Annotated in this window: 15 protein-coding genes; 10 read left to right on the top strand and 5 right to left on the bottom strand. The window is 61.0% G+C overall.

Annotation, left to right across the window (positions count from 1 at the left end):
• The first annotated feature begins 8 nt into the window (after positions 1-8).
• The 3 genes from MHI61_RS24455 (at position 9) to MHI61_RS24445 (ending at position 1552) form a co-directional block, all read left to right on the top strand.
• Complete coding sequence (locus MHI61_RS24455) at positions 9-656, top strand: glutathione S-transferase family protein (protein ID WP_239790911.1); 648 nt, start codon at positions 9-11, stop codon at positions 654-656.
• 155 nt (positions 657-811) lie between these two features.
• Positions 812-997 (top strand): 50S ribosomal protein L32, encoded by a 186-nt coding sequence (rpmF, locus tag MHI61_RS24450; protein WP_003543812.1) that lies wholly within the window; start codon positions 812-814, stop codon positions 995-997.
• A 147-nt stretch (positions 998-1144) separates the two neighbouring features.
• Positions 1145-1552 carry a hypothetical protein gene (locus MHI61_RS24445; RefSeq protein ID WP_183840209.1) on the top strand — a complete coding sequence of 136 codons (408 nt, stop codon included), beginning with the start codon at positions 1145-1147 and terminating at the stop codon, positions 1550-1552.
• Here the strand turns inward: MHI61_RS24445 and phaR are convergent.
• Positions 1547-2122: a polyhydroxyalkanoate synthesis repressor PhaR gene (phaR, locus tag MHI61_RS24440; RefSeq protein ID WP_097583212.1), complete on the bottom strand. Its 576-nt coding sequence runs from the start codon at positions 2120-2122 to the stop codon at positions 1547-1549. The genes MHI61_RS24445 and phaR overlap by 6 nt on opposite strands.
• Before the next feature lie 238 nt (positions 2123-2360).
• Between phaR and MHI61_RS24435 the strand changes: the two genes are divergently transcribed.
• Positions 2361-3542: an acetyl-CoA C-acetyltransferase gene (locus MHI61_RS24435; RefSeq protein ID WP_239790910.1), complete on the top strand. Its 1182-nt coding sequence runs from the start codon at positions 2361-2363 to the stop codon at positions 3540-3542.
• Between the two features lie 71 nt (positions 3543-3613).
• Positions 3614-4339 carry a beta-ketoacyl-ACP reductase gene (locus MHI61_RS24430; RefSeq protein ID WP_038691952.1) on the top strand — a complete coding sequence of 242 codons (726 nt, stop codon included), beginning with the start codon at positions 3614-3616 and terminating at the stop codon, positions 4337-4339.
• 166 nt (positions 4340-4505) lie between these two features.
• Here the strand turns inward: MHI61_RS24430 and MHI61_RS24425 are convergent, their stop codons facing one another.
• Positions 4506-4766: a YMGG-like glycine zipper-containing protein gene (locus MHI61_RS24425; protein WP_010029962.1), complete on the bottom strand. Its 261-nt coding sequence runs from the start codon at positions 4764-4766 to the stop codon at positions 4506-4508.
• 26 nt (positions 4767-4792) lie between these two features.
• On the bottom strand, positions 4793-4948 hold the full coding sequence (locus tag MHI61_RS24420) for a DUF3309 family protein (protein WP_003543790.1): 156 nt from the start codon (positions 4946-4948) through the stop codon (positions 4793-4795).
• An 805-nt stretch (positions 4949-5753) separates the two neighbouring features.
• On the opposite strand from MHI61_RS24420, the gene MHI61_RS24415 reads away from it, so the two are divergent.
• From MHI61_RS24415 to MHI61_RS24395, 5 genes are all read left to right on the top strand, one after another.
• A complete protein-coding gene (locus tag MHI61_RS24415; RefSeq protein WP_239790909.1) occupies positions 5754-8972 on the top strand; it encodes a helicase-related protein in 3219 nt (1072 codons plus the stop codon).
• A 2-nt stretch (positions 8973-8974) separates the two neighbouring features.
• Positions 8975-9379, top strand: coding sequence for an RNA-binding S4 domain-containing protein (locus tag MHI61_RS24410; protein ID WP_239790908.1), 405 nt, complete (start codon positions 8975-8977; stop codon positions 9377-9379).
• Positions 9380-9571: 192 nt separating this feature from the next.
• Positions 9572-9910: a ferredoxin FdxA gene (fdxA, locus tag MHI61_RS24405; protein WP_011427210.1), complete on the top strand. Its 339-nt coding sequence runs from the start codon at positions 9572-9574 to the stop codon at positions 9908-9910.
• A gap of 393 nt (positions 9911-10303) precedes the next feature.
• Complete coding sequence (locus tag MHI61_RS24400) at positions 10304-10876, top strand: CarD family transcriptional regulator (protein ID WP_011427211.1); 573 nt, start codon at positions 10304-10306, stop codon at positions 10874-10876.
• A 376-nt stretch (positions 10877-11252) separates the two neighbouring features.
• Positions 11253-12116 carry an RNA polymerase factor sigma-32 gene (locus MHI61_RS24395; protein WP_018244054.1) on the top strand — a complete coding sequence of 288 codons (864 nt, stop codon included), beginning with the start codon at positions 11253-11255 and terminating at the stop codon, positions 12114-12116.
• A gap of 104 nt (positions 12117-12220) precedes the next feature.
• Here the strand turns inward: MHI61_RS24395 and MHI61_RS24390 are convergent, their stop codons facing one another.
• Together MHI61_RS24390 and MHI61_RS24385 are read right to left on the bottom strand one after the other, a co-directional pair.
• Positions 12221-13765 (bottom strand): M48 family metalloprotease, encoded by a 1545-nt coding sequence (locus tag MHI61_RS24390; protein WP_239790907.1) that lies wholly within the window; start codon positions 13763-13765, stop codon positions 12221-12223.
• A 387-nt stretch (positions 13766-14152) separates the two neighbouring features.
• The gene (locus MHI61_RS24385; RefSeq protein ID WP_239790906.1) at positions 14153-15691 is read right to left on the bottom strand and encodes an MDR family MFS transporter; all 1539 of its coding nucleotides are present in this window, start codon (positions 15689-15691) and stop codon (positions 14153-14155) included.
• Positions 15692-15713 lie beyond the last annotated feature (22 nt).

Below are 15713 nucleotides of genomic sequence, written 5' to 3'. Positions count from 1 at the left end.
AGAAGCCCATGGACAGACCGACGCTCTACATCGCCAACAAAAACTATTCCTCCTGGTCGTTCCGGCCATGGATGGCGCTGACCGGCGCCGGTGTTGATTTCGAGGAAATCCTGATCCCCTTCGACTATCCCGGCGGCAATCCCGACATCAAGGCCATCTCGCCAAGCGGCAATGTGCCGGTCCTGCAGCACGGCGCATTGAAGATCTGGGAATCGCTGGCGATCATCGAATATGCTGCCGAGCTTTATCCCGAAGCCGGCCTTCTGCCGAGGGATCGCGCTGCGCGGGCGCTCGCCCGTTCGGTTTCGATGGAGATGCTGTCGAGCTTCCGGGCCCTGCGCGGCGCCTGCCCGATGAATATCCGCCGGCCGAAGGCCAGGATCGTCTTGCCGGATGGTGTCGCCGCCGATATCAGCCGTATCGAGACGATCTGGCGCGACCTTCTGCAGAAATCCGGCGGACCGTTTCTCTTCGGTGCCTTCAGCGGTGCGGATGCGATGTTTGCGCCTGTCGTCAACCGGTTCGACATTTATGACCTCGTCGATCGGGACGACACGCTCGCCTATATGACGACGATGAAGGCGCATCCGGCCTGGCGCAAATGGGAAGAGGCGGCCCGCGCCGAACGTTGGATCGTGGCGGAAGACGAAGTCTGAGGCAGGAATCGTCGCCTCGCAAAAAATATTCATGGGGACTGGTCAAGGCCGCCCCTTGCATGTATAAGCGCGCAAAATTTCCGAAATCGCGACATGTCCGTTTCGGCCGCCAGTCTGGCCGTGGGAATGTTTTGCCCGCAAGTGGAGTAAGAGAAATGGCTGTACCGAAGAGAAAAACGAGCCCGTCCAAGCGCGGCATGCGCCGTTCGGCTGATGCGCTGAAGGCTCCGACCTATGTCGAAGACAAGAATTCCGGCGAACTGCGCCGCCCGCATCACATCGACCTGAAGACCGGCATGTATCGTGGCCGCCAGGTCCTGACGCCGAAGGAAAGCGCATAATTTTCCGATCCGGCTTGTCCGCTCGAAAGTTTCAGAGGCCGGCGTCACGCCGGCCTTTTGCATTTCGGCGATATAATATTTGCAATGACTTGCGGTGGGGCAACGGTTTACGGCAGTATTCTTCCGGTCGCCAAGGAGAGATTGCCGATGATAGCCGCCATGCCGCTGATGATTATCCCGTTTATTCTCTACAACCTGGCGATGCTCGGCCTGATGGGCGACGGCGGCATTGCAGCGCTGCAGCACGACATCATTGTGCTGTCGATGCTCTCGGGCGCGATCTGGAGCATGGCGCTCGGTGATCTCTTCATCGTCATAGCGCTCGTCGTGCTCTTCTTCGAAATCCTGAAGGCAACCAGAACCGGCCCCGGCAACCTCATCAACCACATCTTGTCGATGCTGGTGTTCATCGCCTTCCTGGTCGAGTTTCTGCTCGTCCAGGACGCTGCGACGCAGGTATTCTTCATACTGATGACGATCGCTCTAATCGATGTGATCGGCGGTTTTGCCGTTTCGATCCGAAGCGCCGGGCGGGATGTCTCGATCGGCTTATAGGTTATCGAGCTTGTTCTGAAGGGCGCGGAGCTGTTCCTTCAGCTCGTCGATATCCTTGGCCTCGGCCTTGCGGCTTTCCTTGGCAGCCGGCGGGTTCATGAAAGGCGAGAACATCTGCATTGCCTGCTGAAACAGCTCCGTATTGCGGCGAACCTGGTCCTCGACCATCTGCATCGGCAATTGCAGGTTCTTGCCGAGCGGCGTTTCACCAAAGGCGCGGTTCACCTGCTCGCGCATCTGCGCCTGCTGTTCGCTGAAGGCGCGCATCGAATGTTCGAGAAAGCTCGGCACGACCATCTGCATCTGGTCACCGTAATAGGTGATGAGCTGGCGCAGGAAGGAGATCGGGAGCAGTGTGTTGCCGGTCTTCGATTCCTGTTCGAAGATGATCTGGGTCAGCACCGAATGGGTGATGTCATCTCCGCTTTTTGCATCCTGGACGGTAAAATCCTCGCCCCTCTTCACCATCTCCGCCAGATCTTCCAGCGTCACATAGGTGCTGGTGCCTGTATTGTACAGGCGGCGATTGGCGTATTTCTTGATGACTATCTGACCCTCATTCTTCGCCATATCAGTCTCCTGAACCCCCGTCTGATTTATGGATGTTCCTCCACTTCAGACTGTAAACGCAAAAGAAGGCCGGTGACAATCTCTTTGTGCGATGCGGCAAACCTTTAACAGATCATACGAAATGGCTTTACTGGCCGCCGCCGAAAAATGCCGACGGCCGGTCTTCGCGTTTGACTTGTGCTCAAAGCTTTGCCAGTTTCCCCTTATGTAAGTGGGACGAAAAACGAGGAGCCTCCCCATGAGCAATTCATCCGTCGTCATCGCCAACGCAGGTCGAACCGCAGTCGGTTCGTTCAACGGCGCTTTCGCAACGGTCCCCGCCCATGAACTCGGCGCGGCGGTCATCAAGGGTGCGCTCGCGCGCGCCGGCGTCGACGCCGGCGAAGTCGACGAGGTGATCCTCGGCCAGGTGCTGGCCGCAGGCGAAGGCCAGAACCCGGCCCGCCAGGCGGCGATCAAGGCCGGTATTCCCAAGGAAGCGACGGCCTGGGGCGTCAACCAGCTCTGCGGCTCCGGCCTGCGTGCCGTCGCGCTCGGCATGCAGCAGATCGCCACCGGCGATGCCAGGATCATCGTTGCCGGCGGCCAGGAATCCATGTCGATGGCGCCGCATGCCGTGCATTTGCGCGGCGGCGTCAAGATGGGCGACGCGAAGATGGTCGACACGATGATCAAGGACGGCCTGACCGATGCCTTCCATGGTTACCACATGGGCATCACCGCCGAGAATATTGCGCGCCAATGGCAGCTTTCGCGCGACGAGCAGGATCAGTTCGCCGTCGCTTCGCAGAACAAGGCGGAGGCCGCCCAGAAAGCCGGCCGCTTTACCGATGAGATCATCCCCTATGTCATCCAGACGCGTAAGGGCGACGTGACCATCGATGCCGACGAATATATCCGTCACGGCGCCACGCTGGAGGCGATGGGCAAGCTGCGTCCGGCCTTCGACAAGGACGGCACGGTGACGGCTGCAAATGCCTCCGGCCTCAACGACGGCGCCGCCGCCGCGGTGCTGATGAGCGAAACCGAAGCGGTCCGCCGCGGCATCCAGCCGCTCGCCCGCATCGTTTCCTGGGCAACGGCGGGCGTCGATCCTTCGATCATGGGCACCGGCCCGATCCCGGCGTCCCGCAAGGCGCTCGAAAAGGCCGGCTGGTCGGTCGGCGATCTCGATCTCGTCGAAGCCAACGAGGCTTTTGCGGCGCAAGCCTGCGCCGTCACCAAGGATCTCGGATGGGATCCGGCCATCGTCAACGTCAATGGCGGGGCGATTGCGATCGGCCATCCGATCGGCGCTTCCGGCGCGCGTGTTCTCAACACGCTGTTGTTCGAAATGAAGCGCCGCGGCGCGAAGAAGGGCCTGGCCACGCTTTGCATCGGCGGCGGCATGGGCGTCGCAATGTGCTTCGAGGCATTTTAATAGCATACGATACGATCCGTCATTGATTGAAATCCCGCCAAACGCGGGCGAAAACACAAGGGGAGCGGAACATGAGCAGAGTGGCTCTGGTCACCGGAGGTACACGCGGCATCGGCGCAGCCATATCCATGGCCCTGAAAAACGCCGGATACAGGGTTGCGGCGACTTATGCCGGCAATGACGAGAAGGCCAGAGCCTTCCACGAGGTCACCGGCGTTGCCGTATTCAAGTGGGACGTTTCGGACTACGCCGCCTGCGGTGAAGGGATCGCCACGGTTGAAAGCGAGATCGGACCGGTCGAGATTCTCGTCAACAATGCAGGCATCACCCGCGATGCAATGTTCCACAAGATGACGCCGCAGCAGTGGCACGAGGTGATCAATACCAACCTCACCGGCCTGTTCAACATGACCCATCAGGTCTGGACAGGCATGCGCGACCGCAGCTTCGGGCGCATCGTCAACATCTCATCGATCAACGGCCAGAAGGGCCAGATGGGCCAGGCGAACTATTCGGCCGCCAAGGCCGGCGATCTCGGTTTCACCAAGGCGCTTGCCCAGGAAGGGGCAGCGAAAAACATCACGGTCAACGCCATCTGCCCCGGTTACATCGGAACGGAAATGGTGCTTGCCGTGCCGGAGAAAGTGCTGAACGAACGCATCATTCCCCAGATTCCCGTCGGCCGTCTCGGCGAGCCGGAAGAGATCGCCCGTTGCGTCACCTTCCTCGTCTCCGACGATGCCGGCTTCATTACCGGCTCGACGCTGACGGCCAATGGCGGACAGTTCTTCGTCTAGCTCATTCTGCGAGCATCGGAATCGATTTCGAAATGATCGCGTAGACTGAAAAAGGAGCGCATCCGACTGGATGCGCTCCTTTTCTGTCCGGCATGCCACCGTTGGCGGCCGCAAAGAAAAACGGGCGCCGAAGCGCCCGTTGGGAAGTCCGATATGAGCTTGCCGGTCAGTAGCGGCAGCGGGCCTCGTAGCGGCGGCCGTAGCGGTCGCGATAGATGCAGTAGCCGCGGCGTTCGACCGACTGGCCGATCAGAGCGCCGGTCAGACCGCCGGCCACGGCGCCGACAGCGGCACCACCCCAGCTGTTGGTGACCGCGCCGCCGATGACCGCACCGGTGCCGGCGCCGATTGCCGTGCCCTGCTCGGTCGCCGTGCAGGATGCGAGAGCGCCTACAAGCGCGCCAACGAGAACTATCTTCTTCATCATGTCGTAACTCCCCAGGTTGTCGGGCTTTAGATGCGGCCCATTAGTACAAGGATAATGATAATGACGAGAACTAGCCCCAAACCGCCGGAAGGTCCATAGCCCCAGCCACGGCTATAACCCCAATTCGGCAGGGCTCCGATCAAGAGCAGAATGAGGATAACGAGAAGTATCGTGCCAAGCATGGTGTATTTCCTTCATTTCATCCGCAATCTGAATGGACAAGAAACACGCATTGGCGATTTTTGTTCCCGGTTGAGCGCGCGAATTGTGATGCGACGCGATTCATGGTTTGCGATCCGTCTTTCCCGGAAAGTTGTCGATATGGTTAAAAAGACGTTTAAATACAATATGTTGCGATGAACAAAGCGGGAAAGTCGCAATGTCTCCGATTCGTCGGTGATTCGTTCCGTTTTTGATCGATCCGATCGCGCAAGCGGTTTCCGGGTTAAGACTGTGTGAATTTGGTCGTCAAAAGGTTAACGCCCGCCCGAACGGTGAGACATGAGGATCTGTCGCCTCCCTGCATCTAGCGGCGGCATAGGGCGGCGGCACCAGATCTCGCCATGAACGAAAGGTGAAAGCGGTTCGGTCGGCGATTCGTCTCCGATTCGTTCCGGATTTGGTCGAGGGTTAATTTGGGTGGAATTTCGCTCGGCAAAAAGCGCGCGGCAGACAGCCGGCAAGGCGACGGAAATGCGAACGGGACAGAGTCTCGCGATTCAGCATCTAGTGGGAAAAAGTGATTCAAAATCAATACTTAGCCGTGAACAAAAGCTGAATCAGCGGGAGTCAGCGATTCGTCGCTGATTCGTTCTCACGCTGTTCCGAATCGGAAATGCAGGCGTTCCCGATGACTCGCAAAGGTCGTAATCGCGGAAGCATTTTAAAATCTGCCCTTGCGTTTGCGGCGGCAGCTGTCCATGTGTTCTATGCCTCCGTCGCGAGGCGACAGTTTTCCTGGGGCCGCCTGCCTCATTTGCATGGACCATGACTCTGACTTCGCAGCCGATGATTCTGAGCGGGCGCGGTGTGACCGCGATGCTCGGACCAACCAATACCGGTAAGACCCATTATGCCATCGAGCGCATGGTTGCGCACGGGACCGGCGTGATCGGCCTGCCGCTCCGGCTGCTGGCGCGCGAGGTCTATACGCGGGTGGTGGAGAAGGTCGGCGTGCAGAACGTGGCGCTGGTCACCGGTGAGGAAAAGATTTCGCCGGCCAACGCACGTTTTTCCGTCTGTACCGTCGAAGCGATGCCGCGCGACACCAAGGCCGCCTTCGTCGCGATCGACGAGGTGCAGCTCGCCGGCGATCTCGAGCGCGGCCATATCTTCACCGACCGCATCCTGCACCTTCGCGGCCGTGAGGAGACGCTGCTGCTCGGCGCGGCAACGATACGGCCGATCCTGCAGCAGCTCCTGCCCGGTATCACCATCGTCGAGCGACCGCGGCTTTCGCATCTTTTCTATGCCGGGCAGAAGAAGATCACCCGGCTGCCGCAGCGCTCCGCCATCGTCGCTTTTTCGGCCGACGAGGTCTATGCCATAGCCGAGCTCATCCGCCGGCAGCGCGGCGGTGCGGCGGTCGTGCTGGGCGCGCTCAGCCCGCGCACCCGCAATGCGCAGGTCGCGCTTTATCAGGCGGGCGACGTCGAATATCTGGTGGCGACCGATGCGATCGGCATGGGCCTCAATCTCGATGTCGATCACGTCGCTTTCGCCCAGGACAGAAAATTCGACGGCTACCAGTTCCGCAACCTCAATCCGGGTGAACTCGGCCAGATCGCCGGCCGCGCCGGGCGGCACGTCCGCGACGGAACCTTCGGCGTCACCGGCCAGGTCTCGCCCTTCGAAGAAGAATTGGTGCAGCGCATCGAAGGCCATGAATTCGACAGTGTCAAAGTCTTGCAGTGGCGCACGACCGAGATGGACTTTTCCTCGATCCAAGCGCTGCGCGCCAGCCTCGAGGCGGGACCGCGCGTGGCGGGGCTGACGCGAGCACTGCCCGCGGTCGACCAGCAGGCGCTCGAACAGCTTTCGCGCTATCCCGAGGTCATCGATCTCGCCGATCGGCCGGCCCGCGTCGAAAAACTCTGGGAGGCTTGCGCACTTCCCGACTACCGGCGTATCACTCCGGCACAACATGCCGATCTTATCTCGACCCTCTTTTCCGATCTCGTCCGCTATGGCACGGTGAACGAGCAGTTTCTGGCGGAGCAGGTTCATCGCTCCGATCGGACAGATGGGGAAATTGACACGCTTTCGGCGCGAATCGCGCAGATAAGGACCTGGACCTATGTTTCGAATCGGCCCGGCTGGCTGGCTGATCCGACACATTGGCAGGAAAAGACGCGGGAAATCGAAGATCGATTGTCCGATGCGTTACATGAAAGGTTGACGAAACGCTTTGTTGATCGCAGGACATCTGTGCTCATGAAGCGCCTGAGAGAGAATGCGATGCTGGAAGCTGAAATCAGTGTGAATGGCGATGTCTTCGTTGAAGGACATCATGTAGGGCAGTTAAGCGGATTCCGTTTCACGCCGGTGGCGGGAACGGACGGACCGGATGCCAAGGCGGTTCAGGCTGCGTCACAGAAGGCGCTCGCGCTCGAATTCGAAGCCAGAGCGGCGCGGATGCATGCCGCCGGCAATAGCGATCTGGCGATCGGCTCGGACGGGTTGATCCGCTGGCTCGGCGACCCGGTGGCGCGGCTTTCGGGCAGCGATCACGTCATGCGCCCGCGGGTGATCCTGCTGGCCGACGAACAGTTGACGGGCAATGCCCGCGATCACGTCGCCGCCCGCATCGAGCGCTTCGTCAATCATCATATCAGCACGGTGCTGAAGCCGCTCGACGATCTGTCGCGCGCCGAGGACCTGCAGGGGCTGGCCAAGGGGCTGGCCTTCCAGCTCGTCGAAAATCTCGGCGTGCTCTTCCGTCGTGACGTGACCGAGGAGGTGAAGTCGCTGGATCAGGAGGCCCGCGCCTCCATGCGTCGCTACGGCGTGCGTTTCGGCGCCTACCATATCTTCGTGCCGGCACTTCTGAAGCCGGCGCCGGCCGAACTGATCACGCTGCTCTGGGCGTTGAAGAACGACGGTCTCGACAAGCCGGGTTACGGTGACCTTATTCCCGTGCTGGCCGCCGGCCGAACCTCCGTCGTGACTGATCCGAGCTACGAGCGGATGTTCTACAAGCTCGCCGGCTTCCGTTTCCTCGGCAAGCGCGCCGTGCGAATCGACATTCTTGAGCGGCTTGCCGATATCATCCGTCCGCTGCTGCAGTGGAAACCCGGTCAGAACAACCGTCCGGAGGGCGCCTATGACGGCCGCCGCTTCACGACGACGACGGCGATGCTGTCGATCCTCGGCGCGACGCTCGAAGACATGGAAGAAATCCTCAAGGGTCTCGGCTATCGCGCCGATGCCGTGAAGGCGGAAGAGGCCTCGGCTCATCTTGCCGTGCAGGACGCCGCTTCGGCGCCTGCCGCCGCTGCGGAAACCTCCGCGGAAGAGACGGTGGAAAAAGCCGATCATGACGACGCCGACGCGGCGGCGGAGGAGACTGCTTCCGAGCCATCCCCAGCCGAGGCGGCCTTGGCCACAGCCGACGCGCCCGCGGCAGAAGCACTCCAAGGCAACCCTGCGGCCGAAGCGGTCGAAACATCCGCCTCGGCGGAGGCTTCGGCTGCCGGCGACGCGGCCGCTGCTTCCGGGGAGGCTGGCGAACCGGCGGAACCGAAGCCGGTTCTTCTGTGGCGCCTCGGCGGCCGTAACGATAATCATCGCCAGGCGCGTGGTCATGGCGAACGCCGCGGCGGCCAGGGCCACGATCGCGGGCAGAACCAGGAGCGCGGCGAGCGCAATCGCCGTCCGGGCGGCGGTGAAGGCGGCGAGGGCAATCGCGGCGGCGACGGACGCGACAACAACCGCAACAACCGCGGCAAGGACGGCGGTCGCGATGGCCGGCCGCAGCAGGCAAGGGGCGGCGAGCGCAAGGACCAGTCGCGCGGCGACCGGCAGGACCGTGGCGATCGCAAGGATCGCGGCGAGCGCAACGATCGCAATGACCGTAACGATCGCAACAACAATCGCGGCGCACAGCCGCTGCGCTTCGAGGCTAAGCCGCCACGCAAGGAGAAGCCGATCGATCCGGATTCGCCCTTCGCCAAGCTCGCCGCTCTCAAGGAACAGATGAAGAAGTAGTCATGGGCGGGGAGACACAGCCGGCAAGCGGTTCGCGCCAGCGCATCGACAAGTGGCTGTTCTTCACGCGCATGGTGAAGTCGCGTTCGCTGGCGCAGAGCCATGTCCAGTCGGGGCACGTTCGCATCAACGGCGAGCGCTGCAGCCATCCGAGTCAGATGGTCAAGCCGGGCGACCGCATCGAGTTGACGCTGGAACGGCGTGACGTCGTTCTCATCGTACGTCTCGCCGGGGAGCGGCGGGGTCCCTATGAGGAGGCCCGCCTCCTCTATGATGACCAATCCCCGCCGCCGGATGAGGCAAAACGCCTCACCCCCTACGAGCAGGCGATCCGGGCGACCGGGACCGGCCGTCCGACCAAAAAGGAAAGACGCGCAATCGACAGGCTGATGTCGGACGAGGATTAGAAAACTCTGTCTGCGGCGGCGGCTTTTGCAGATCGTTTATCCTTGAAATCCGGCGATAAAGCCGATACGTCACTGACAACCTGCCGGAAGCGTGCTTGCCTCCCAAGCCTGTCCACGCTTCGTCCGGCACGGGGATAGGCGCGACGTTCCAGGTTGCCCGGCCCCATCCGCATGGAAATCCTGGAGTTCTTCATGACCTATGTCGTGACCGACAATTGCATCAAGTGCAAATACACCGATTGCGTAGAAGTCTGCCCCGTCGACTGCTTCTATGAAGGCGAGAATTTCCTCGTTATCCATCCCGACGAATGCATCGATTGCGGCGTCTGCGAGCCCGAATGTCCCGCCGAGGCGATCAAGCCGGATACCGAGCCAGGCCTCGACAAGTGGCTGAAGATCAACACCGAATATGCCAGCATCTGGCCGAATATCACGGTCAAGAAGGACCCGCTGCCGGAGGCCAAGGAGATGGACGGCCAGACCGGAAAATTCGAGAAGTATTTCTCCGAAAAACCCGGTTCCGGTGATTAACACGGCTGCCCGATCGACCGCCGGATTTGGGCGTTTCCGCGATGAAACGTTTTAAATCCTGCGTGTCTGATATGGGTGATGTGTGTTGCCCGCATGACTCAGGCGAACCAAATTATTGATTTCCTCATATTTTTATGATAGGTTTCGCCTACTGTTCCATTTGTGGCATGACGCATGCCCAAAACCATCACGAAAGCAAAACCAATCCGTACGCGGTTTCCGTGACATATCAACGCTTTGAGCGCCGGGTCCCCCAGATCGCGCGCAAGAAGTCTTTGCTTTTGCCTGATGGGACCAGAGTGAAGTCACCCGACGGATGCAACCGTCTCAACCGGGCCTGACTGACCCGGCTCCGGCCGCCGCCGGATGCGTAACAGGGAGTTTTTGAATAGAATGACGACTCAGCAGAAAAAACCTTCTACAGCACGTCACGGCTTCAAGACCGGTGAATCGATCGTCTACCCCGCTCACGGCGTCGGTACCATCACGGCTATTGAAGAGCAAGAAGTTGCCGGCATGAAGCTCGAACTTTTCGTTATCGATTTCGAGAAGGACAAGATGCGCCTGAAGGTTCCGGTCGCGAAGGCGATGAGCATCGGCATGCGCAAGCTTTCGGAAACGGATTTCGTCGATCGTGCATTGAAGGTTGTGCAGGGCAAGGCGCGCGTCAAGCGCACCATGTGGTCCCGGCGTGCCCAGGAGTATGATGCCAAGATCAATTCCGGCGATCTGATTTCCATCGCTGAAGTCGTGCGTGATCTTTATCGTGCGGAGAACCAGCCAGAGCAGTCCTATTCCGAACGCCAACTCTACGAGGCTGCGCTCGACCGCATGGCGCGCGAAATCGCCGCTGTCAACAAGATGTCGGAAACCGAGGCTGTCCGCCTCGTCGAGACCAACCTCAACAAGGGTCCGAAGCGCGGCAAGGCCATCGAGGAAGACGATTCGCAGGACGAAGCCGCATAAGGCGAGCTGTTTTTCCTATGAAAAAACCCGGCCTTCGTGCCGGGTTTTTTATTGGAACTTTTTCCCCGCTGCCGCGTTTATCACACGTAATTGCGGACTGCTCGTCGGGCGCTGGCTCGTCGGGCGAACTGCCATTCCGTCAATGTTCGGTGAGGAGCGGATCATGCCTTTTCATTATCGCCCATCCGGCAACGTGAAGAAACAGGTCCGGCCCGGCCGTCTTAGCGGCACATGATGAGAATTAGGGCCTCCCCCTGAAAAGTCCAGGGGTGAGGCCTTCATGCACTCGCAACCCCATTCAGTCCGGACAGCGATGTTCCGGAAGGTGAGTTTTATTGTTCATTTTGAGGGCGAAGGCCTGTTTTGGGAGATCGAAATGAAGAACATGTCTGCAGATCGGCGCATGATCAAAATCGCGATGGCCGCCCCCTATCTCGCCCGCCAGGAAGAGCACGACCTCGCCACCCGCTGGAAAGATCACGACGATCGCGGTGCGCGCAACCAAATCGCCATGGCGCATATGCGCCTGGTGATCTCAATGGCCGGCAAGTTCCGCAATTTCGGTCTGCCGATGAGCGACCTCGTGCAGGAGGGCTATGTCGGCCTGCTTGAGGCCGCCGCGCGTTTCGAACCGGAACGTGATGTGCGCTTTTCGACCTATGCCAGCTGGTGGATCCGGGCCTCGATCCAGGACTATATCCTGCGCAATTGGTCGATCGTGCGCGGCGGCACGAGTTCGGCACAGAAGGCGCTGTTCTTCAATCTGCGTCGCCTGCGCGCCAAGCTCGCCAAGGGCGACACGCAACTGACCCTGCAATCCATTCATCAGGAAATCGCCGCCGCCCTCGGCGTCAGCCTTGCCGACGTTCAGACCATGGATGCCAGACTTTCCGGCAACGACGCTTCGCTGCAGGCGCCCTCGGTCTCCGGCGATGCCGAGAGCGCGGAGAAGATGGATTTCCTCGTCAGCGACGACCCGTTGCCGGACGAACAGGTTTCCAACATGATCGACGGCGAGCGCCGCCGCGTCTGGCTCGCCTCGGCGCTGAAACATCTCAACGAACGCGAGATGAAGATCATCAGCGCCCGGCGACTAGCCGAAGATGGCGCCACGCTCGAAGAACTCGGCGCCGATCTCGGCATTTCCAAGGAGCGCGTGCGCCAGATCGAAAGCCGGGCGATGGAAAAGCTTCGCAGTGCGTTGGTCAGCGCCGACCCGCATATGGCGGCCTACGCTTAGTCCGACAGTGCTTAGAGCATCCTTTGCGCGTCTGAAAGGACGCGCGCCGTAAACCTCGTTCCCCTCCAGCAGCACAGACTGGCCCGGCGCAAGCCGGGCTTTTTTTACTCGGCAATGATCTTGACGCGATCGCCGGGTGAAACGGCCGCGCCCATGGGCAGGGCGTTGATGAGCTTGAAGAGATCGAGCTTGCGATCGGTGCCCATCATGCGGGCGGCGAGCGTCGAGATGTTCTCGCCCGGCCGCACCGTGACGACACGGATGCGCAACGGCTTCAGCGAGGCCGCCTCCGCCGGCGTCATGCGCCGGAAACTCGCCCGCAGAACATTGGCCGTCGGCTCCAGGGCCGCGCTGCCTTTCGGCACCGCGGTGAGGAAACGGAAGATCTGCGCATTGTTACGGATCACGGTGACATCGAAATCCCAGCGGTCGGCGCTGGCGCGTGCGGTGGCAGCTTCCATGCCGTTGACGGTGATCTGCTGGATGGTCGACGGATCGAGACCAGTCACCCAGCCGCTGGAGATATAATTGGTAAGGCTCTGGTTCTGGTTGTCGGCGACGCCATCGAAACGAACGGCGATGTCGCTCGGGCCGGTGGCCATCACCGCCTCGACCTTGTTATCGATGTGAAAGTCCGGCGGCACGTCGAAGCGGATGCCGAGACCGCCGTGCAGGAAGGTCTGACCGCGCACATAGCCTTCTTCCGGGCTGTCGCCGTAGAGTAGGCCGTCTATGCCGTCCAGATAATAATCGCGGCCCTTGTCGCCGACCGAACCTTCCTGGCCGAAGGCCCGCGCATGGGTGCGGGCAAGCTCGATGCGCTGGGCGGAATTCGGGTGGCTCGACAGGAAGTCGAGGCTCTGGTCGGCTTCCGGATCGACCGACATGAAGCGGCTGTAGGCCGCCATGGAATCGAGGAAGCGGGCGGCCGCATAGGGATCGTAGCCGGCTTCGCCAAGCATGCGCACGCCGATGACATCGGCCTGCAGCTCCTGCTGGCGGGAAAAGGCGGCGAGCCGCAGCTTGCCGCGGGCCAGCGCCTGTTTGCCGGCAATATCGCTGGAAAGGACTTCGGCGACGACACGGCTGGCGATGACCTCCGCCTCTTCGCGCTTCTGCCGCTCGATGCCGTGGTTCGCCGTCACGTGGCCCATCTCATGCGACAGCACGGCGGCGACCTCCGAGGCGTCATTGGCAAGGGCGAGCAGGCCGCGGGTAACGTAGAGGTAACCGCCCGGCAGTGCAAAGGCGTTGATGGCCGGCGAGTTCAAGATCGTGATGCGGTAGGACTGGCTCGGATTTTCCGACACCGCCGTCAGCGCGCCGGCGATGCGGGCGACGAGACGCTCGGTCTTGGCATCCTTATATTCGCCGCCGTAGCTTGCCACGATGCGCGGATGTTCGCGGGCGCCCATCGCCGCACGCGGGTCGTTCTTCTGCACCTCGTCAACGATCTGCGGATTGGAAGACGGCGAGATGCTCGGCTGATAGGATTGTTCGATCAGCGATTGACACCCGTTCAGCGTCACTGCGATGGCTGAAAGCAACATCAGGCGACGCGCGAAACGGCGCGGCGCGGAGATGGCATCACTGGAAAGCGCGGGTGATTTCCACGTCGTCAAGCTGTCCAGTCTGGTTCTCCGCATCATGTCGCTGCTTTGCCGGTTTGCCGCAAATCGGGACCGGCCTTGGCAAGGGGAACTCAACAGGTGTGCACCCCTGATCTCGCGCTGCACGATAGGCCGATACAAGTCATTGCTGTAGCTGATTTACGCATCGGTTGCATAGCGAGACTCTGTTTAATTGTGGCGCCGTTGCATTTTGGCAATGCCTCAGCCTTGAGGCCTCCCTTCGCTCGGATGAAATTATGGCGAAAGTTCCGTCACGCGGCGCAGATTTGTCGGCGGCACGGAAAAAGAACGGGCTGATTGAGGCAATCGCCGTGGAAACAGCAGCCGCGCGGGAAAATCACAACTCTTGATCGTGATTTGGAGGAGGGAACGCCTGATGTGAGGCATTCCGGTCTTGCCATTGGGCTATTCCGCCGCTTCCGCCGTTGCCGGTTGCAGTTGCTTCGTCTCGCCGGCGCGTGGCAGCTGCACCGGCTTCAGCATCACGGCGGCGGCAAGACCGATCAGGGCAATGGCGCAGGAAGTCATGAAGAGCGGCGAGAAGGCGGCGGCATAGAGATCGGCGACGGCTTGGCGGCTAGCTTCGGGAAGGGCGGCCATCATCTTCGGCGTCAGCTGTTCGATATCGGCAACACCGGCAATGGGAACGCCGGCCTTGCCGAGACCGGAGGCGATGATGGCGCCGTAGATGGAAATGGCGATCGAGGCGCCGCCCATGCGCGAGAGCGTCACCGAGCCGGTCGCGGCGCCGACGTCGCGGGCCGGCGCGGCATTCTGCACGCCGATAACGGGAACCTGCTGGGCAAGGCCGATGCCGATTCCGTGCAGCAGCATAATCGCGCCGATGAAGGCGATCGGCGTTCCGGCGTGGATCTGCGACATCAGCGCGAATGCGACGGCGCTACAGGTGAAACTGGCGATGGCGAAGGGTTTGTAACGTCCCGTTCTGGAAATGATGCGGCCTGCCGACAGCGATCCGCACACGAGACCGCCCGTGAGAAGGATGAACAGAAGGCCGGCGGCGGAGGGCGAAAGACCCGTCGTCGTCTGCAGGAAAAGAGCGAGATAGTTGACCATTCCGATGGCGATGGCGCCGCCCATGATCGAGATGATCAGCAAGAGGCTGAAGGTCGAATTGCGAAAGAGCTGCAGCGGCACGATCGGCTCCAATGCGCGGCGCTCGACGAAAACCCAGGCGACGGCGGAAGCGACGCCGAAGGCGACGACGCCAATGCTCTCAGGCGAGATCAATGCGCCGAACAGTTCGCTGCTATCGGTGGCGAGCACGATGCTCGTCGCCGTCAGCGCAAGCAGCAGCGCACCGGCATAGTCGATCTTGGGGCGGCGATGCGGTTTGCGGTAAGGCAGCATGAAGGCGAGGCCGGTCAGCGCGATGACGCCGATCGGCACGTTGACGAGGAAGATCGAGCGCCAGCCGAAGAAGTCGCTCATCGTGCCGCCGAGCACTGGTCCGATCGCGCCCGACGCCATTAGCACCAGGCTGGAATAGCTCTGATAGCGCGCCCGCTCGCGCGGCTCGAACAGATCGGCGTTGACGGCAAAGATCGATACCATGATGCCGCCGCCGCCGAGGCCCTGCAGCACGCGCGCGGCGATCAGCGTATCCATCGAGACGGCGAGGCCGCAGACCGCGGAGCCGACGGTGAAAATTGCGATCGCCGTCATCATCACATATTTGCGACCGAAGAGATCGCCGAGCTTGCCGTAGAGCGGCATGACGGCGCTGAGCGCCAGAAGATAGGCCGAGCCGATCCAGCCGAAACGTTCGAGATGGCCGAATTCGCCGACGATCGTCGGCAGTGCCGTGGAAACGATCTGATTATCCAGCGTCGCCATGAACATGGCGGTCATCAGGAAGAAGAAGAGGATAAGCCGGCGACGAGGGTCCGTCACCAGCGGCGCAGGCGCGAGTTGCATGTCCATGGAGCGTCGTTCCGATTGGTCG

This window comes from Rhizobium sp. K102 (assembly GCF_022385315.1).
GTDB classification, from domain to species: Bacteria; Pseudomonadota; Alphaproteobacteria; order Rhizobiales; family Rhizobiaceae; genus Rhizobium; species Rhizobium croatiense.
Note: the sequence above shows the minus strand (reverse complement) of the source record. Positions and strands in the feature narration are given on the sequence as shown.